The organism is Duganella sp. P38 (assembly GCF_050859475.1).
Classification (GTDB): domain Bacteria; phylum Pseudomonadota; class Gammaproteobacteria; order Burkholderiales; family Burkholderiaceae_D; genus Rugamonas.
Genome location: NZ_CP193936.1, coordinates 337,645 through 355,970, shown reverse-complemented (window position 1 = coordinate 355,970; position 18,326 = coordinate 337,645). Strand labels below are relative to the sequence as shown.

Annotated in this window: 14 protein-coding genes and 1 pseudogene; 6 read left to right on the top strand and 9 right to left on the bottom strand. The window is 64.9% G+C overall.

Annotated elements, in window-relative coordinates:
• Nucleotides 1-288: 288 nt before the first annotated feature.
• The 3 genes from ACRQ5J_RS01590 (at nt 289) to ACRQ5J_RS01580 (ending at nt 3,029) form a co-directional block, all read left to right on the top strand.
• Nucleotides 289-795: a sigma-70 family RNA polymerase sigma factor gene (locus ACRQ5J_RS01590; protein WP_432380848.1), complete on the top strand. Its 507-nt coding sequence runs from the start codon at nt 289-291 to the stop codon at nt 793-795.
• A gap of 66 nt (nt 796-861) precedes the next feature.
• Complete coding sequence (locus ACRQ5J_RS01585) at nt 862-1,680, top strand: TonB-dependent siderophore receptor (protein ID WP_432380847.1); 819 nt, start codon at nt 862-864, stop codon at nt 1,678-1,680.
• Nucleotides 1,623-3,029: a TonB-dependent siderophore receptor gene (locus ACRQ5J_RS01580; protein ID WP_432380846.1), complete on the top strand. Its 1,407-nt coding sequence runs from the start codon at nt 1,623-1,625 to the stop codon at nt 3,027-3,029. Before ACRQ5J_RS01585 ends, ACRQ5J_RS01580 begins: the two co-directional genes overlap by 58 nt.
• A 146-nt stretch (nt 3,030-3,175) precedes the next feature.
• On the opposite strand, the gene ACRQ5J_RS01575 is transcribed toward ACRQ5J_RS01580, so the two are convergent.
• Nucleotides 3,176-3,628: an Lrp/AsnC family transcriptional regulator gene (locus ACRQ5J_RS01575; RefSeq protein WP_432380845.1), complete on the bottom strand. Its 453-nt coding sequence runs from the start codon at nt 3,626-3,628 to the stop codon at nt 3,176-3,178.
• A gap of 133 nt (nt 3,629-3,761) precedes the next feature.
• Between ACRQ5J_RS01575 and glmS the strand changes: the two genes are divergently transcribed.
• Both glmS and ACRQ5J_RS01565 read left to right on the top strand, forming a co-directional pair.
• Entirely contained in the window at nt 3,762-5,591 is a 1,830-nt protein-coding gene (gene glmS, locus ACRQ5J_RS01570) for a glutamine--fructose-6-phosphate transaminase (isomerizing) (protein WP_432380844.1), read from the top strand.
• Between the two features lie 27 nt (nt 5,592-5,618).
• Nucleotides 5,619-6,359 (top strand): hypothetical protein, encoded by a 741-nt coding sequence (locus ACRQ5J_RS01565; RefSeq protein ID WP_432380843.1) that lies wholly within the window; start codon nt 5,619-5,621, stop codon nt 6,357-6,359.
• Here the strand turns inward: ACRQ5J_RS01565 and map are convergent.
• The 7 genes from map to ACRQ5J_RS01530 form a co-directional block, all read right to left on the bottom strand.
• A complete protein-coding gene (gene map / locus ACRQ5J_RS01560; protein ID WP_432380842.1) occupies nt 6,356-7,126 on the bottom strand; it encodes a type I methionyl aminopeptidase in 771 nt (256 codons plus the stop codon). The genes ACRQ5J_RS01565 and map overlap by 4 nt on opposite strands.
• Entirely contained in the window at nt 7,123-7,335 is a 213-nt protein-coding gene (locus tag ACRQ5J_RS01555; RefSeq protein WP_432380841.1) for a ParD-like family protein, read from the bottom strand. The genes map and ACRQ5J_RS01555 overlap by 4 nt, the downstream gene beginning before the upstream one ends.
• 60 nt (nt 7,336-7,395) lie before the next feature.
• Entirely contained in the window at nt 7,396-8,676 is a 1,281-nt protein-coding gene (locus ACRQ5J_RS01550; RefSeq protein WP_432380840.1) for an MFS transporter, read from the bottom strand.
• A 106-nt stretch (nt 8,677-8,782) separates the two neighbouring features.
• Complete coding sequence (locus tag ACRQ5J_RS01545; protein ID WP_432380839.1) at nt 8,783-9,463, bottom strand: Fe2+-dependent dioxygenase; 681 nt, start codon at nt 9,461-9,463, stop codon at nt 8,783-8,785.
• A gap of 86 nt (nt 9,464-9,549) precedes the next feature.
• Complete coding sequence (locus ACRQ5J_RS01540; RefSeq protein ID WP_432380838.1) at nt 9,550-11,829, bottom strand: catecholate siderophore receptor Fiu; 2,280 nt, start codon at nt 11,827-11,829, stop codon at nt 9,550-9,552.
• A gap of 147 nt (nt 11,830-11,976) precedes the next feature.
• Complete coding sequence (locus ACRQ5J_RS01535; protein ID WP_432380837.1) at nt 11,977-15,861, bottom strand: response regulator; 3,885 nt, start codon at nt 15,859-15,861, stop codon at nt 11,977-11,979.
• A 188-nt stretch (nt 15,862-16,049) separates the two neighbouring features.
• Complete coding sequence (locus ACRQ5J_RS01530; protein WP_432380836.1) at nt 16,050-16,793, bottom strand: alpha/beta fold hydrolase; 744 nt, start codon at nt 16,791-16,793, stop codon at nt 16,050-16,052.
• Nucleotides 16,794-16,973: 180 nt separating this feature from the next.
• On the opposite strand from ACRQ5J_RS01530, the pseudogene fnr reads away from it, so the two are divergent.
• Nucleotides 16,974-17,731 (top strand): annotated as a pseudogene (fnr, locus tag ACRQ5J_RS01525) (fumarate/nitrate reduction transcriptional regulator Fnr).
• Between the two features lie 90 nt (nt 17,732-17,821).
• Here the strand turns inward: fnr and ACRQ5J_RS01520 are convergent.
• Nucleotides 17,822-18,319, bottom strand: a complete 498-nt coding sequence (locus ACRQ5J_RS01520; RefSeq protein ID WP_432380835.1) for a FixH family protein — start codon at nt 18,317-18,319, stop codon at nt 17,822-17,824.
• Nucleotides 18,320-18,326: the final 7 nt, after the last annotated feature.

Here is an 18,326-nt window from a genome sequence, read left to right as displayed (position 1 = left end):
ATTTACTTGCAAGCGAGGTATACCGCGTCTGCCTGTCGCCCTGCGCGTTGCCCGTAAGCCTGCTTTTTCAGCAAATGTGCATAACTCTGTGCGTAAGCCCTTGAGCAAGTGCTGGATAAGCGCCGGATAACTGGCGGATAACTTTTCTGCCGAGAAAACCGCTGTGCATAAGGCTGGGGAAAACCGCTTGGATAGTGGGAGGATAACTGGGGGATAAACAACAGAATTGGCCAGCCAGTGCCAAAAATGCTACGATGAGAATAATTCTCATTCAATAAATGGCAAGTTGTGCATCAGAACGCGCCCCGCTCCGACGTCAGCACCCTGTACGCCGCCCACCATAGCTGGCTGGTCGGCTGGCTGCGCCGCAAGGTCAACGGCGCCGACCATGCGGCCGACCTGGCGCAGGAAACCTTCGTCCGTATCCTGTGCCAGCCCGAGCACTGCTGCCGGCAGATGCGCGAGCCGCGCGCCTACCTGGCCACGGTGGCCCACCGCCTGCTGATCAACTATGCCGAACGGCAATCGCTGGAGCGCGCCTACCTCGAAGTGCTGGCCCAGCTGCCGCCCTGCCATACGCCGTCGCCGGAAGAACGGGCGCTGATCCTCGAATCGCTGCACGACATCGACCGCATGCTGGACGGCCTGCCGCCCAAGGCGCGCGAAGCGTTTTTGCTGTCGCAGCTGGAGGGCCTCGGCTACAGCGACATCGGCGTCCGCCTCGGCGTCACCGTGCGCACCGTCAAGCGCTACATGGCTGCCGCCTTCATGCAGTGTCTGATGGCGAGCGCATAAAGCCTGTCCCCTTTTGTGATCTCGCCGGTCTTACTGGTTACCAATCACAACAAAAGGGAATGCAAGATGCATCACAAGCTGCACATCACCGCACTGGCGCTGGCGCTGGGCGCCGCCTTTCCGGCCTTTGCCGCCGATGACGAAGAACAGATCACCAAGGTCGAAGTGAAAGGCCAGAACACCGGAGACGATTCCTATTCGGCCGGTTCAGCCCGCACCTCGACCCGCATGGAAATGTCGGTCCGCGACACGCCGCAATCGGTCAGCGTGGTCACGCGCGCCTTCATGGACGACCTCGGCCTGACCCGCATCGACGAAGCGCTGGGCCTGACCACCGGCGTCATGATCGGCCAGGCCGATACCGAGCGCACCAACTTCTACGCGCGCGGCTTCTCCATCAACAACTTCCAGATTGACGGCATGCCGCAGGGTAGCAACGCGCCGCTGTCGGACACGGTGCTGTACGACCGCGTAGAAGTGGTGCGCGGCGCCACCGGCCTGATGGGCGGCACCGGCGACCCGTCGGCCGCCGTCAACATGGTGCGCAAGCGTCCCGGCAAAACGCTGGCCGGCAGCGCCAGCATCGCCCTGCGCCGCTGGGACGACCGCCGCGCCGAGGTCGACCTGACCGTGCCGCTGACGGCCGACGGCGCGGTGCGCAGCCGGGTGGCGGTCGCCCACCAGGACCGCGATTCCTACATGGACATGTACCACGAGCGCAAAACCGTCGGCCTGGCCATTGTCGAGGCCGACCTGACGCCCGGCACGCTGCTGACCGCCGGCATCGACTTCCAGCGCAACAAGCCGACCGGCGCCACCTGGGGGCAGTGCCCTACTGGAACTTCGACGGCACGGTGGCCAGCCTGCCGCGCAACTTCACGCTGACCACGCCGTGGAGCACCTGGGCCAACAAGCAGCACACGGCCTTCGCCTCGATCGACCAGCGCTTCGGCAACGGCTGGAAGCTGCACGTAGGCTACGCCCGCACCGACAGCCGCAACAACACCACCGTGGCCAATGGCGGCGCCGGCTATCCGAATCCGGCCACCGGCGCCGGCATGCGCTTGTGGACCGGCGTCTGGGGCGAAGGCAAAGCCATCTACGACAACTACGACCTCTATGCGACCGGCCCGTTCGCGCTGCTCGGCCGCCAGCACACGCTGATCGTCGGCTGGAACGGCGGCAAACAGGTCAACAGCAGCCAGGGCGGCACCTCGACCGTGCTGTATCCGGCCGCGATTCCCGACTACCGCAACTGGACCGGCAATATTCCCAAGCCAAGCTTCACGCCGGACGGCACGCATACTGAAACCGAAGTCAGGCAGGGAGGCGCCTATGTGGCCGGCCGCTTCAGCCTGAGCGAGCCGCTGACCGTGATTACCGGCGCGCGCATCAGCAACTACCGCACCGAGGATTCCGCCTTCGACGCCAGCGGCAAATTCACCGGCAGCAGCAACCTGCAAAAAACCAGCGATGAAATCACGCCGTATGTCGGCCTGGTCTACGACCTCAACCAGCAGATGTCGCTGTACGCCAGCTACACCTCGCTGTTCAATCCGCAAACCTCGAAGGACAAGAACAACCGCCTGCTGGACCCGGAAACCGGCACCAACAGCGAACTCGGCATCAAAGGCGAATTCTTCGACAAGAAGCTGAACGCCTCGGCCGCCGTGTTCCGCACGCTGAAGAAAAACCTCGCCGTGCTGGACCGTTCGGTGCCGGCCGGCTTCCTGTTGCCCGATGGCGGCAACGCCTACGTGGCCGACGGCGACGGCCTGACCGCCAAGGGCGTCGAATTCGACGTTTCGGGCCGGATTACGCCGAACTGGAACGTCGCCGGCGGCTACACCTATCTGCACGTGGCCACTGCCGAAGGCGAGCGCGGCGAGCCAACGCAGCCGCGTCATCTGGTCCGCCTGACCAGTTCGTACAAGCTGGACAGCGTGCTGCCCGGGCTGAAGGTCGGTGGCAGCGTGCAGGCGCAAAGCTCGACCTGGAGCGAATCCTGGTACGGCCGTCCCACCGCCCCGGCAGGCGAAGTATCGAAGATCCGGCAAGGCGGCTATTCTTTGCTGAGTGTATTTGCCGGGTACGAGATCAACCGCAAGCTGCGTGCCCAATTAAACATCAGCAACCTGACCGACAAGCACTACTACCGCAACATCGGCTTCTACGACGGCGTATTCTGGGGCGAGCCGCGCAATGTCAGCCTGACCCTGACCGTCAGCTTCTGATCCCGCTTGTGGATAAAGTTGTGATTAACCGTGTGTAAAATACGTGGAGAAGCGGGTGTATAAGCTGAGGAAAACCGCTGTATAAGCCATGTATAAGCATGCGGATAAGCTGTTTTTATCGCTTGGATAAGCGTGTATAACTTTGTTCACACAGCAATGCGGGTTTCGAATTTGCTGCGGAAAGTGGAGAAGTAAGCCTTCACATTCCGCACATTCGCATGGCTGGCGAACAGGCGGTGCGCCAGCGCGTGATAGGCCGGCATGTCCGCCACCTGCACCACCAGCACGAAATCCGGACCCGGCGCCACGCGGTAGCATTGCAGCACGACCGCCTCATCGGCCACCAGCACCTCAAACGCCGTCATGCGCTCGGCGGCCTGGACATCCAGCGAGATTTCCACCAGCGCCGTCAGGCTGGCGCCGACCTTCTCCGGCGCCACGATGGCCACCTCGCGCTGGATCACCCCGCTTTCGCGCAAATGCTTGACCCGCCGCAGGCAGGTCGGCGGCGACACGTGCACGGCAGCAGCCAGTTCCGCATTCGTTTGCGAGGCATCAATCTGAAGAGCGTTCAGAATGCGACGATCTATTTCATCCATAGAGTTTTCGTGAAATATTATTTCATTGGTTCCGTATGTTGAAATTTTATGCCAAATATCAATCTAATTGGAAAGCATATTTCATCGCTCCTGCTCTACGATGACTTCTAAACTTAAATTCACGAGGTAACTTATGTGCGGCATCGTCGGCGCGGTAGCGCAACGCAACATCACTCCCATCTTGGTTGAGGGCCTCAAACGCCTGGAATACCGCGGCTACGACTCCTGCGGCGTCGCCCTGCACGTGAACGGCCAGTTGCAACGCTCGCGCAGCACCTCGCGCGTGGCCGACCTGGAAGCGCAAATCCACGACGCCCACCTGCAAGGCTTCACCGGCATCGCCCACACCCGCTGGGCCACGCACGGCGCGCCGGCCTCGCACAACGCCCACCCGCACTTCTCGCCGTCGGCGGACGCCGCGCGCATCGCGCTGGTGCACAACGGCATCATTGAAAACCACGATGAGCTGCGCGCCGAACTGAGCGCGCTCGGCTATGTCTTCCAGAGCCAGACCGACACCGAAGTCATCGCCCACCTGGTCGACCACATGTACAACGGCGACCTGTTCGACACCGTGCAGCAGGCCGTCAAGCGCCTCACCGGCGCCTACGCCATCGCCGTGTTCTGCCGCGAAGAGCCGCACCGCGTGGTGGCTGCGCGCCAGGGGTCGCCGCTGATTGTCGGCATCGGCAATGGCGAAAACTTCGTTGCCTCCGACGCCATGGCGCTGGCCGGCACCACCGACCAGATCATCTACCTCGAAGAAGGCGACGTGGTCGACCTGCAACTGGGGCGCGTGTGGATCGTCGACAGCCACGGCAAGCCGGCGCAGCGCGACGTCAAAACCGTGCAGGCACACACCGGCGCGGCCGAGCTGGGCCCGTACCGCCACTACATGCAGAAGGAAATCTTCGAGCAGCCGCGCGTCATCGGCGACACGCTGGAAGGCGTCACCGGCGTCATGCCCGAGCTGTTTGGCGACGGCGCCTACAACGTCTTCAAGCAGATCGACCGCGTGCTGATCCTCGCCTGCGGCACCAGCTACTACTCGGGCCTGACCGCCAAATACTGGATCGAATCGGTGGCCAGGATTCCGGTCAACGTCGAGATCGCCTCCGAATACCGCTACCGCGACAGCGTGCCGCACCCGAACACGCTGGTGGTCACCATCTCGCAAAGCGGCGAAACGGCCGACACGCTGGCCGCGCTCAAGCACGCGCGCGCGCTGGGCATGGAACACACGCTGACCATCTGCAACGTCGCCACCAGCGCCATGGTGCGCGAATGCAAGCTGGCCTACATCACCCGCGCCGGCGTCGAAGTCGGCGTGGCCTCGACCAAGGCCTTCACCACGCAGCTGGCCGCGCTGTTCCTGCTGACTTTGTCGCTGGCGCAAGTCAACGGTCGCCTGACGGACGAGGAGGAAGCCAGGCACCTGAAAGCCATGCGCCACCTGCCGGTGGCGATCGCCTCGGTGCTGGCGCTGGAGCCGCAGATCATCGCCTGGGCCGAAGATTTCGCGCGCAAGGAAAACGCGCTGTTCCTCGGCCGCGGCATGCACTACCCGATCGCGCTCGAAGGCGCGCTCAAGCTCAAGGAGATTTCCTACATCCACGCCGAAGCCTATCCGGCCGGCGAACTGAAGCACGGCCCGCTGGCGCTGGTGACGGAAGAGATGCCGGTGGTCACGGTGGCGCCGAACGACGCGCTGATTGAAAAGCTGAAATCGAATATGCAGGAAGTGCGCGCGCGCGGCGGCCAGCTGTACGTCTTTGCCGACGTCGACTCGCGCATCACCTCGGGCGAAGGCGTGCACGTGATCCGCCTGCCGGAACACTACGGCCTGCTGTCGCCGATCCTGCACGTGGTCTCGCTGCAACTGCTGGCCTACCACGCCGCCGTTGCGCGCGGCACCGATGTCGACAAGCCGCGCAACCTGGCCAAGTCGGTGACGGTAGAGTAAAACACTCCTGGTAGATGGTAAGTATTAATGAAAACAATCGTATTTTGTACCAGCTTCATGAAGGACAGCAAGGCGTGGGAATGCCGTTATCAGCGCTGGCTCGATTACTACCGCGACCTGCCGCTGGACGCGTTTAAAAAGATAATGATCGACGACGGCTCGCCGTTCCTGCCGCCGGCTGACGTCATCAAGACAGTGTCGGCAGCCGCGCCGTTGGCGGCCGAGCGCGACGAGCATTTGATTATCCGCTTCGATAACAATTTGGGCCGGCAGAACATCAAGGACTACCCAGGCTGGTGGCGCAGCTTCATGCATTCACTTGCGGTGGCCAAGGAGCTGGGTGCGGACAAGATCGTGCACATCGAGTCGGACGCATTCCTGCTGAGCCAGCGGCTGGTCGATTTCATTAATCAGGCGCAGAGCGGATGGCATGTCCTGTGGACAGAGCACAATAACTTTCCTGAAACGGCGATCCAGGTCATTTGCCGCGATCAGTTCGATAGCTTCCAAAAATTCAAGGACGACAATCCCTCGCTGCACTTCCCCGACTTCGCCGAGCACCTGTTGCCGTTCACCCAGGTGCACCGCGAATTCAAGGGCGACCGTTACAGTGAGCTCAAGCGGAATCGCTGGATATTCCGCTCGAAGAAATTCAACTTCCTGCCGATTTTTGAGTGGGACTTTTTTGTCACGCCAATTCCGGACGATGCCGACTTTGTCACCCAGGGTGTGAGTCGCCAGCGCATCGCCTTCCGCGGCAAGCGCTAAGCCGGCAGCGCGGTTTCGCCCGGACGCAGCGTCAGCACGCGCACGCCGCTGCCGGTGACCGCCACCGTATGCTCGAACTGCGCCGACAGCTTGCCGTCGGCGGTCACCACGGTCCAGCCATCGTCCTCGGTGCGGCAGGCGTGGCGGCCTTCGTTGATCATCGGCTCGATGGTGAACACCATGCCTTCACGCAGGATCAGGCCGGTCTTGGGGCGGCCCCAGTGCAGCACCTGCGGCGGCTCGTGCATTTCGCGGCCGATGCCGTGGCCGCAGTACTCGCGCACCACGGAATAGCCGTGGCGCTGGGCGTAGCGCTGGATCGCATAGCCGATATCGCCGAGCTGCGCGCCCGGGCGCACCGCCTGGATGCCCTTCCACATCGCCTCGTAGGTGATTTGCACCAGCCGCTGCGCCGCCGGCGCGACGGCGCCAACCAGATAGGTCTTGCTGGAGTCGGCGATATAGCCGTTTTTCTCCAGCGTGATGTCGAAGTTGACGATATCGCCGTCTTGCAGGATATCGCTGTCGGCCGGCACGCCATGGCACACTACGTGGTTGCGCGACGCGTTCAGCGCGTAGGCGTAGCCGTACTGCCCTTTGCTGGCCGGCCGCGCCTGCAGTTGATTGACGATGAAGCTGTCGACCAGCTCGTTGACCTGCATGGTCGACATGCCGATCAGGTCCAGCTGGTCGAGCCGGCTGAAGACGCTGGCCAGCAGGCGGCCCGACTCGGCCATCAGCGCGATTTCCGCCGGCCGCTTGGTCACGTCGCCACCGCTTTCAGGTGGCGCGCATCGACCCCGGCCGCGTGCAGCTCGCGCGCGATGATGTCGTTGAATGACAGCGTCGGATTGGTCTCGGCCAGCATGCCGACCTTGATCCAGAACGCCGCCTGCGCGTTGATCGAACGGCACGAGACCGCGCTGGCCTTGCGGATCTGGTCGTGCAGGTCCTCGTCGATGTTCACAATACCCATGGCTACCTCTATATACGAAACGTATACGAAGTATATATTCAGCCTGGCCGCGTCCGCAAGTTATTCCGGAATCGGCCTGGTCACCAGGAACAGGTAGGACATCGCGCCCAGGAAGGCGATGCCGGCGCCGGTCAGCAGCGCCGGCACGAAGGACCAGGTCTGGGCGATATAGCCGGTGAGGATGGGCGCCAGCGCACCGCCGAGGAAGCCGCCGAAGTTCTGCAACGCGCCCAGCGAGGCGACGCGCGACGGCGGCGCCGCCACCGTCGCCAGCGACCAGGCGCAGGCCGACGACGCGTTGGCCAGGAAGATGACGAGCGAAATGCACGCCACCGCCACCACGTTGCTGTCGACCAGCGCCGCAGGAATGGTAAAGGCCACCATGCCCAGCGTCGACACCACGACCGCGTTGCGGCGGCCGCTGACCGGCGAAGCGGCAGCGCGCGCCACGCGGTCGGACGCCCAGCCGGCGATCAGCGCGCCGGCAAAGCCGCACATGAACGGCACCGACGCGGCGATGCCGGCATACGCCAGGTCCATATGGCGCTCGGCGCGCAGATAGCCCGGCAGCCAGGTCAGGTACACCCAGTTCAGGTACACCGAGCCGAAGAAGCCGAGCATCATGCCCCACGTTACGCGGTAGCGGAACAGGGCCAGCCACGACGCGAAGCCGGCCTTGGGCGCCGCCGCGCTGACGGCGTCCACCTCAAGGTAGGCGCGCTCCTCGGCCGTCAATTCGGCGCGCACCGGATCGCGGTACAGGCCGACCCACACCAGCGCGGCGACGATGCCCATGGCGCCGGTGACGAAGAAGGCCCAGTGCCAGCTGGTGGAAGCGATCAGCGGTGCCAGCAGCAGCGGCGCCAGCGCCACGCCCAGCGGCGAGGCCGAGTTATAGATGCCGGTCGGCGTGCCGCGCGCGCGGATCGGGAACCAGTTGCTGACCACGCGCGCGGCCGCCGGGAACTGCGGCGCCTCGCCGATGCCGAGCGCGATGCGGGCGATGACGAAATAGCCGAACGTGGCGGCAAAGCCGCCGGCCGCCTGCGCCAGCGACCACACCACCAGGCCGGCGCCGAGCAGCCAGCGCGGGCCGATCTTGTCGACCAGCGCGCCCACTGGCAGCTGGCACAGCGCATAGCTCCACGAGAACGCCGACAGCAGCAGGCCCATCTGCCCAAGCGAAAGGCCAAGATCGGCGCGGATGTATTCATTGGCCACCGCCAGCGTGGCGCGGTCCAGGTAGTTGATGATGCCGCAGACCACCAGCAGCACCAGGGCCAGGGTCTGGCGGCGACGAATACGGGCTGGCGCTGCGAGGTTAGCGGAGAGGAAGGTCATGTCGCGTCAGTATCGGCAGAAAATGACGGCGAGTATAGTGCATGTCAGCCGCTACGCTGCCGGAACAGCTGGCGCTGTTTTTACGCCAGCATCGTTGCACGCCTGGTCAGGCCTCGCTCCACTGCCGCAGCAGATTGTGGTAGTGGCCGGTGAGGCCGACCAGTTCCGGGCAGTCGCCGAGGCGCGCGCGCAGGCTTTGGATGTTCTGGTCCAGCTCCAGCAGCATGCCGCGCCGCATGTCGTCGCGCACCATGCTTTGCGACCACAGGAACGAGCACACGCGGGCCCCGCGCGTGACCGGCTCGACGCGGTGGATGCTGGTCGACGGGTAGAGGATGGCGTCGCCGGCCGGCAGCTTGACCTCGTGCTCGCCATAGGCGTCGGTGACGATCAGCTCGCCGCCGTCGTATTCGTCCGGCTCGCACAGGAACACCGTGGTCGAGACGTCGGTGCGCACCCACTGGCCGCTGCCGGGGATGCGGCGCATGGCGCCGTCGACGTGCGCGCCGTAATGCTGGCCGCCGGCGTAGCTGTTGAACAGCGGCGGAATGGTGCGCAGCGGCAGCGCCGCCGCGAAGTACAGCGGGTGGTGGTTGAGCGCGTCGAGGATGACCTGGCCCAGTTCCAGCGCCAGCGGCGACGTTTCCGGCAGCTGGCGGTTTTGCTTGACCTTGGCGCCCTGCGCGCCGACGGTGGCGCGGCCGTCGATCCAGTCCGAGGCGTCGAGGCGGCGGCGCATGTCGGCCACCTGCTCGGGCGTCAGCACGCCGGGGATGTGCAACATCATGATGAAACTCCTACAAAGCAAAAAACCTCGCCGCTACGCGGCAAGCGTAGCGGCGAGGCCAGCAACACGGAATCGGGTACCGCTGCTTAGAACTTGAAGTTCGCGGTCAGGCTGGCCGAGCGCGGGGTGCCCGGGGTGTAACGATAACCCGATTTGTTGATCGCTTGCACGTACTCTTTGTCACCCAGGTTGTAGACATTCAGGCGCAGGTCGACGTGCTTGTTGATCGTGTACGCGGCCATGGCGTCGAAGACCCAGTACGAATCGGCGTATTTCGGGGTGCCGATGGCGCCGTCGGTGCCGCGCGCCAGCTTGTCGCTGAAGCGGGCGCCGCCGCCTACCTGCAGGCCGAACGGCAGCGTGTAGGTGGTCCAGGCGGTGAACGCCTGCTTAGGCGTGTAGGTCAGCTGGTTCTCGCCGCTGGCGGTGATGGTGCGGCCCACTTCGACGCTGGTCGACTGGCGGGTGTAGCCGGCGGTGACCAGCCATTCCCTGGTGATGGCGCCAACCACGCCCAGTTCAATACCCTGCACGCGCTTCTTGCCGTTCTGGTAGGCCACGGCGGTGTTGGTCGGATCGACTTCGACCTCGTTCTTGACCACGGTGCGGAACACGGCGCCGGTCAGCGACAGTTTCTGGTCCAGCAGGTCCCATTTGGTGCCCAGCTCGTAGTTTTTGGTTTCCTGCGGCTCGAACTTCGGATTGGCGGCGCTGGTGGCGCTGGTGCTCAGCGTGAAGTTGCCGGCGCCAGGCGGCAGTTTCGAGCTGCCCACCAGGGCGTACACGCTGCTGTCGGCGGTCGGCTTGTACAGCGCCGATAGCTTGCCGGTCCACAGATTGTCGCCCACGCTCATCGCGGTCACGGTGTTGGTGGCGGTGATGGCGCTGAAGTCCAGGTTGAAGTGGTCCATGCGGGCGCCGGCGTTGAAGATCCAGTCGCCGTACTTGATGGTGTCGAACACATAGGCGCTCTGGGTGCTGATCTCGCCCTGGTTGCGGGCGCCGGTGCGGGCATAGCTGACGTTGGCGACGTCGTTGACGTTCGGGTGGTAGAAGTTGGCGACCGGCAGGGCCTGGCCGGTGGCCAGCGCCAGCGTGTAGTTGGTCTGCTTCTCGTTGGTGAACTCGATGCCGCCGACCACGGTGTGCTTGACGGCGCCGGTGTCGAAGCTGGCGGTCAGCGTGGTCTGGTTGGTCAGGATTTCGTTCTGCTGATCCTTGAAGGTCGGATTGCTGCGACGCATGGTCCAGCTGTCGTAGTTGGTGGTCGTGGTGCCACCCATGTTGGCAGCGGTCATCATGAACGCGGTCAGCATGTAGTCCTGCTTGTTACGGCCGTAGCGGCTGGTGTTGGCCAGCTTGGCGCCGCCGGCGAAGTCGTGCTCGACCTTGACGGTGGCCATGTCGGCGGTGACGTTGTCGTGATCGAGGCGGGTGCCGTAGAAGTTCTCCGGATCGACCATCGGCGCGGTGGTCATGTTGGCCACGGCGGCGGTGGTGGCTGGCGCGGTGTAGCCCGGCAGACCGATGGTCGGCACGCCGCCGTCAGGGATGTTGTCCTGCTTGACGTGGTAGTAGTTCAGGTAGACGCGGGTAGGACCGTTCAGGCCGAAGGCGACCGATGGCGCCACGCCCCAGCGCTTGTTCTTGACCACGTCGCGGCCGGCGTTTTCGCTGTCCTGGTCCAGCAGGTTGATGCGGAAGGCGGTGCCGGTGTCGGCGTTGATAACCTGGTTGATGTCGGCGGTGCCGCGGCGTTGCTTGCCGCTGCCCAGCGTCAGCGAGCCCTGGTAAGCATTTTCCAGCGTCGGCTGTTTGCTGACCAGGTTGATCGAACCGGTCGGGGTCGAGCGGCCGTTGTCGGTGCCGGCCGGGCCTTTCAGCACGTCGATCTGTTCGATGTTGAAGGTGTCGCGCGAGATCGAACCGACATCGCGTACGCCATCGACGAAGATCGAAGCCGAGGCGTCGAAGCCGCGCATGTAGATGGTGTCGCCGGTGTTGGTGTTGCCGTTTTCACCGAGGAAGAAGGCGCCGACGCCCGGGGTGTTGCGCAGCGCTTCGGTCAGCGTGGTGGCGCCCTGCTGTTCGATCAGCTCTTTTTTGATGACGGTCAGGGTCTGGGCGGTGTCGACCAGTTTCTCGGTGTACTTGGCGGACGAGGCGCGCTCGGCCTTGAAGTCGTTTTCGCGGCTGGCGTTGACTTGCACTTCTTTCAGGGTTTGCGGCTTGGCCTGGTCGGCTTCCGGGGCCGCGGCCGCTTCAGCGGCGTGGGCTGCGACCGGCAGCAGCATCGCGGCCAGCGCCGCGCTCATGTGTTGGTTGAAGCGCGTTTGCGCGTGTTTACGGCTCTTGATCATTGCCATGGTTCTTTCTGTTTTGGAAAGTTGTAAGTGTAAAAATCAGTAAGATTGTAGCAATTCGGCGCGTAAAAGCAAATGCGAATTATTATCAATATGATTTACAGAAGTGGTGATTTGCGCAAAGTGTGGCGAAAAAGCTGCGGATGCGGGTCAGGATTGTTGCTGGGTTAGCCAGGCGCGGGCCTGGGCCAGCGTTTGCGCCAGTTCGTCGCGCACGGCCTGGTAGCGCGCGTCGATGTCGTCGTCGCGCTGGTCGTGGATGGCTTCTTCGGCGGCCAGCGTGGCCTGGATCAGGCGTTTGGCGCCGAGCACGCCGACGGCGCCGCGCAGGCCGTGGAACAGCCGGGCGGCGTCGCGCAGCCGGCCTTCCTGCAACGCCTCGCCGGCCTGTTCAACGGGCGTCATGCCGGTGTCCAGCACGCCCTGCACCATCTTGTACATGGCGGCGCGGCCTTTGGCGTCCTTGCCCATGACGCGCATCAGGCTGTCCATGCTGAAGACGGTGGCTTCGCCGGGCGTGGCGGGGGCCACCAGCCGGGTGACGGGCGGCTGCGGCGCCGGGGCGGCGGCGGTGAACGGCACTGCCGACGGCACGGCAAATACCGGCGCCGGCGGCACGGCTGGGACCGACGGCATGGCTGGCGCTGGCGGCATGGCCGGCACCGTTGGCATGGCTGGAACCGGCGACATAGCCGGCGCCGCTGGCATGGCTGGTGCCGGTGGCATCGCTGGCACCGGTGGCATGGCAGACGCCGGTGGCATGGCCGGCACCGGGCCTGGGATGGAGGCGGGGATGGTCGGCGCCTCGGCGCCCGGCCCCGGCCTCGATGCCGATGCTGTGGCCGAGGTTGCGACCGCGACCGGCGGCGGTGCGGCGGGCGGCGCGGCGGCGGCCATGGCCGCCAGCAGTTCGTCTTCCGGCGGCACGGCGGCCGCGACTGGCGCGGCCAGCGCCACCGGCGCCGGCGATGGGACTGGCGGGCGGGCGCGCGCCGGCAGGTGGCGTTGCAGCACGCCCAGCATTTCCTCGACCTCGATCGGCTTGGGAATGAAGTCGGTGATGCCGGCGTCGCGGCTGCGCTCGCGCTCGGATTCAAGCACGCCGGCTGTCATGGCGATGATCGGCAGCGTCAGCTTGAGTTCCTGGCGCAGCAGGCGGGTGGCCGTGAAGCCGTCCATCACCGGCATCTGCATGTCCATCAGCACCAGGTCGTAGTCGGCGGCGCGGGCGCGCATCAGGTCCACCGCCTGGCGGCCGTCGCCGGCGATGTCCAGCGTGGCGCCGGCGTGTTCCAGGATGCCGCGCGCCACCGCCTGGTTCAGCAAATTGTCCTCGACCAGCAGGAAGTGCACGCCGGCCAGGCTGCCGGCGACATGGTTGTCGCCGGCGCCCTGCTGTTCGCCCTCGCCCTGCGTCACCAGCGCCTGGTGCAGCGCGTCGAACAGGTTGGAGCTGGTGATCGGCTTGACCAGCACCACGTCCGCCTCCGGCGCGTGCGAGATTTCCTCGATGCGGTCGCGGGCGAAGGCGTTCAACATCACCACGATCGACTGCGGCCTGCCGTTGGCGGCGGCGCGGATTTCCTTGGCCATGGCCAGCCCGTCCATGCCGGGCATGTGCCAGTCGGCCAGCACCACGTCGTACGGCTGGCGGTTGTCGATGCTTTGCCGGTAGCGCCGCAGCGCCGCCTCGCCCGAATCGACCTCGTCCGCCTGCCAGCCCCAGGCGCGGATCAGCCGCGCCACCAGTTCGCGGCTGGTGCGGTTGTCGTCTGCCACCAGCAGGCGCAACTGGCCGAGCGCCGGCTTGCGCCGCTCGTCGGTCTGGTCGGCCTGAATCTCGAAAGGCAGGCTGAACCAGAAGGCCGATCCCTGCCCCGGCCGGCTGTTGACGGCGATCTGTCCGCCCATCAGCTCGATCAGGCGGCGCGTGATGGCCAGTCCCAGGCCGGTGCCGCCGAAGCGCCGGGTGATGCTCTGGTCGCCCTGCGAGAAGGCGTTGAACAGCTGGCCCAGCTGGGCCTCGGTCATGCCCATGCCGGTGTCGCGCACCTCGAAGCGCAGCAGCGCGTTGCCGTTGTCGCGCGCGCTCAGCTGCACGCTGACCACCACCTCGCCCTGCTCGGTGAACTTGATGGCGTTGCCGGCCAGGTTGACCAGGATTTGCTGCAACCGCATCGAATCGCCGCGCAGCCGGTTGGGGATGCCGGCGTCGACGCTGATGGCCAGTTCCAGCTCTTTGTCGCCGGCGTTCATGGTCATCATCGTTGCCAGCGAATCCATCACGTCGTTCAGGGCGAAATCGACCGGCGACAGCTCCAGCTTGCGCGCCTCGATTTTGGAAAAGTCCAGCACGTCGTTAAGGATGCCCAGCAGCGACTGGCCGGACACACGCACCATGTTCAGGTATTTGCGCTGCTGCGGCGTCAGCTGCGTGTTGCCGAGCAAATACACCATGCCCAGCACCGCGTTCATCGGCGTGCGGATTTCGTGGCTCATGTTGGCGACGAAATCGCTCTTGGCGCGGTTGGCGGCCTGCGCGCGGTCGCGCTCGCGCTCCAGCTCCAGCGCGCGCGTCTCCACCTCGTGCTGCAGGCGCTGGCGCTCGGTGATGTCGGAAATCACCGCCAGCACCTTGGTGCCCTGGTCGGTGCGCACCGCGCTCAGGTTGACCTCGACCGGGAACTCGCTGCCGTCGCGGCGGCGGCCGTAGGTGGCCATGCCGGCGCCCATGCGCACCGGCTCGGCGCTGAGGCGGTCGGCGAAGAAACGGTTGCGGTGCGTCACGTGCTGCTGGCGCAGCCGCTCCGGCACCAGCACTTCCAGCGGCTGGCCCAGCACCTCGTCGCGCTCGTAGCCGAAGCAGCGCTCGCCTTCGCGGTTGAAGGTTTCGATGCGGCCGTCGACGCCGACCACGATGATGGTGTTGGGCGCGAACTCCACCAGGCTTTGCAGGCGGGCGTCGGCCGCCAGCCGTTCGTGCATCAGGTCGTTGAAGGCCGAGGTCAGCTGGCCGACCTCGTCGTGCGCGTGCACCGGCAGCGGCGTGAAGCGGGCCGGGTCGGCGCGCAGCGCGACGATGGCGTTGCGCAGCCGCATCAGCGGCGTCATCAGCCGCAGGGTCAGCACGCTGATCAGCAGCGCGGTCAGCACGGCAGCGATGCCGCTCCAGATCAGCACGCGCTTGACGACGCCGTCGAACGGCTCGAACGCCTCCTCGGCCGGCAGCGAGGTGGCCAGCAGCCAGTCGACCGACTTCAGCATCTTGTAACTGTTGAGCGTGGGCCGGCCTTCGCCCATGCCCATGGCCGTGCCCTCGAAGCCCTCGTACAGCGCGCGGTTGGTGGCCGGGTTGGCGTTGACCGCGCGCGGCTTGAGCAGGCGCGTGATGTCCGGATGCAGCACGTACACCGGGTCGTCGCTGCGCGTGAGCGCGAAGTAATAGCCGTTGTTGCCGATTTTCGCGGTGCGCAGGTGGCCCAGCAGGTTGTCCTTGTACAGGCGCAGCACGCCCATCAGCACGCACACAACTTCGCCCTTGTCGTTGAGCACCGGCGCGATCATCTGCACCACCGGCTGCTTGTTGGAGCGGCCGATCACCGGCTCGGTGATCATCGGCTTGCGGGTCCGCATCACGGTCTTGAAGTAGGCGCGGTCGGCAACGTCGATGCCGACCCGGCCCGGCACCAGCGGCAGGTCGGAGATGACCTTGCCGTCGGTGCCCAGCACCAGCAGGTCATCGAACAGCGCCAGCACGGCGCGGTTCTGGTAATACTCGCGCAGCTTGTCGCCCGAGGCGGCCAGCGCCGGCGGCTGGTGGCGCGCCGACAGCGCGATAATGTCCAGCAACATGGCCAGCTTGTCGTCGAGTTCCTGCGCGGTGCGGTTGACCAGCGCGGTCTGCTGCGTGAACAGCACCCGCGTGTAGTCTTCCTGCATGCGCTGGGTCTGCACCAGCGTCACCAGGCCGATCATCAGGACCGAGGTGATGCTGGTGGCGAGCGCGACTTTGGCCTTGATGCCGAGAGGCTTCATATCGTCCTTGATGGAGCAGGTGGGACGATTCTCCTATCAAAGCGACAAGTTGGCAAGGAACAAAGCCGAGCGGTGTGCTGATCCGTTGAGACGCGTGCACAATCCCCCGTCATTCCCGCGCAGGCGGGAATCCATAGAACGCCTGAACGCACACTCAGCATGGATTCCCGCCTGCGCGGGAATGACGTTTAGCGCTGGGCGGCGGCGATGATCACCTCGGCCACCTTGGCCGGCTGCGACACCATCGGCACGTGGCCGGTCGGCAGCGTGGTGGTGACGGCGTTGATCTTCCTGGCGAACGCGCGCTCCAGGTCCGGCGCGATCATGCGGTCCTGGCTGGCCACGATGTAGTAGTTGGCCTTGTTCTTCCACGCGGCCACGCTGGTGGTGTCGCCAAAGGCCTTGGCGGCGATCGGGCCCTGGGTGGCGGCGATCAGCCTGGCCTTGGCGGCCGGCACGTCCTGGGCGAAGTTCTTTGCCACCGAGTCATCCGGCAGCCACAGGTAGCCGCCGGCGTCCTGGCGCAGCGTGGCGATACCTGGCGGCACGGCGTAGTCCTTGCCGAGGTTGGCGGTGGCCTCGCCTTCGGACGGCGCGAACGCGGCCACATAGACCAGCGCCTTGATCTTGTCGCTGGTGCCGGCCTCGGTAATCACGGTGCCGCCCCACGAGTGGCCGACCAGCACCACTTTGCCGGTTTGCGCGTCAACCACGCGCTGGGTGGCGGCAACGTCGTCAGCCAGGGAGCTCAGCGGGTTCTGCACGGCCACGACTTTATAGCCCTTGGCTTGCAGCAGCGGAATCACCTGGTCCCAGCTGGAGCCGTCGGCGAAGGCGCCGTGGACCAGCACGATGGTGGTGTCGCTGGCCGGGGCGGCTTGGGCGAAGGTGGCGGCGGCGAACAGGGCGGAGGCGATGATAGTGCGTTTCATAATCTGTTTCCTTTCAGTAGTTAGCTATTAAGTCGTGCTCGATGTATGAATAATAGTGCACAACTAAATTGTGTGCAACAGAAAAGTATTAAATATTTCGTGAAACCTGCGGATCGAATACTTGATTGGAAGACTGCGGAATAGGCGGCAAAAGCGATGCCGATGGGCTACACTAGCCGCATGATACGAGAACTTCCTTCGCTGGTTATCCCCGGCGCGACGATTGAGGTCCTGAAGGCGAGCTGCGCATCCTGCAGCATGCACCAACTGTGCCTGCCGATGGGGCTGGATAATAACGATATGGAACGGCTGGACCAGATCATCGGCCGCCGCAAAAGGTGGCGCGCGGCGCCACCTTGTTCCGCATCGGCGACCCGTTCCAGAACCTGTACGCGATCCGCCTCGGACATTTCAAGACTTATCAGGTCAACCGCGAGGGCGCCGAGCAGATCACCGGCTTCCAGATGGCCGGCGAGCTGCTGGGCATGGACGCGATCAGCGCCGACCAGCACCATTGCACCGCCATCGCGCTCGAGGATAGCGAGGTGTGCGAGATTCCGTTCGGCACGCTGCAGTCGCTGCTGGCCGAGATGCCGACCCTGCTGCGCCACTTCCACCGCATGATGAGCCAGGAGATTACCCGCGAGCAGAGTGTGATGCTGTTGCTGGGGAATATGCAGGCGACGCAGCGCTTTGCCGCGTTTTTGGTGAACCTGTCGTCGCGCTATGAGGCGCGCGGGTATTCGCCGAATACCTTCCAGCTGCGCATGTCGCGCGAGGAGATTGGTAATTACCTGGGGCTGACGATCGAGAGTATTTCGCGGCTGTTGTCGAAGTTTAAGAAGGAAGGCTTGCTGCGCGTGAGTAATCGTGAGATTGAGTTGCTCGATCCGCGCATGCTCAAAGCCATTACCGCCGGCACCGAGACCTGCGGCTAAAAACCTCGTCATTCCCGCGCAGGCGGGAATCCATGCTGAGCTTGCGTTCTATGGATTCCCGCCTGCGCGGGAATGACGGCGGCGGCGGACTTAGTCGGGCAGCAGCGTGATGTCGCGCTGCTTCGGCCAGATCCAGGCGCCGGCCAGACGCCACTCGCGCTTCTCCCCTTCCACCAGCACCACCCAGCGGCTGCGTTCCAGCATCGGCAAACGCGTGCTGAAGCTGCCGTCGGCGGCCGGCACCACCACCAGCTTCAAATCCTTCCCAGGCTGCGTCGCGTGCGACAGGCTGATCATCAACGGCCCGGTGTCGGCGCGGTTGACGCGGCCGGTCAGCAGGCCGTTGGCCGCGTCGTAGCCCAGCGCCACCGACAATCCCATCTGCGCCGCCACGCGGTCGCGCCGCAGGTCCTGGTTGATCGCCTTGCCCTGCTTGTAGTAATCGCCGACCACCACCGCGTCCGGCGTCTGGATCGCCAGATAGGCGGCGTAGCCGGTGGCGGCCATGATGATCGCCGGGCCGGCCATCAGCAGCCAGGGCCAGCGGTGTTTCCACCAGGGGGCGACGGGGGCGGCAAGTGTACTCATGGTTTCT

Excerpts from the sequence above, each read along its gene's own strand:
- ACRQ5J_RS01585 (WP_432380847.1), top strand. The coding sequence starts at position 862 with ATGCATCACAAGCTGCACATCACCGCACTGGCGCTGGCGCTGGGCGCC.
- ACRQ5J_RS01575 (WP_432380845.1), bottom strand. The coding sequence starts at position 3,628 with ATGGATGAAATAGATCGTCGCATTCTGAACGCTCTTCAGATTGATGCC.
- glmS (WP_432380844.1), top strand. The coding sequence starts at position 3,762 with ATGTGCGGCATCGTCGGCGCGGTAGCGCAACGCAACATCACTCCCATC.
- ACRQ5J_RS01565 (WP_432380843.1), top strand. The coding sequence starts at position 5,619 with ATGAAAACAATCGTATTTTGTACCAGCTTCATGAAGGACAGCAAGGCG.
- ACRQ5J_RS01555 (WP_432380841.1), bottom strand. The coding sequence starts at position 7,335 with ATGGGTATTGTGAACATCGACGAGGACCTGCACGACCAGATCCGCAAG.
- ACRQ5J_RS01550 (WP_432380840.1), bottom strand. The coding sequence starts at position 8,676 with ATGACCTTCCTCTCCGCTAACCTCGCAGCGCCAGCCCGTATTCGTCGC.
- ACRQ5J_RS01545 (WP_432380839.1), bottom strand. The coding sequence starts at position 9,463 with ATGATGTTGCACATCCCCGGCGTGCTGACGCCCGAGCAGGTGGCCGAC.
- ACRQ5J_RS01540 (WP_432380838.1), bottom strand. The coding sequence starts at position 11,829 with ATGGCAATGATCAAGAGCCGTAAACACGCGCAAACGCGCTTCAACCAA.
- ACRQ5J_RS01535 (WP_432380837.1), bottom strand. The coding sequence starts at position 15,861 with ATGAAGCCTCTCGGCATCAAGGCCAAAGTCGCGCTCGCCACCAGCATC.
- ACRQ5J_RS01530 (WP_432380836.1), bottom strand. The coding sequence starts at position 16,793 with ATGAAACGCACTATCATCGCCTCCGCCCTGTTCGCCGCCGCCACCTTC.
- ACRQ5J_RS01520 (WP_432380835.1), bottom strand. The coding sequence starts at position 18,319 with ATGAGTACACTTGCCGCCCCCGTCGCCCCCTGGTGGAAACACCGCTGG.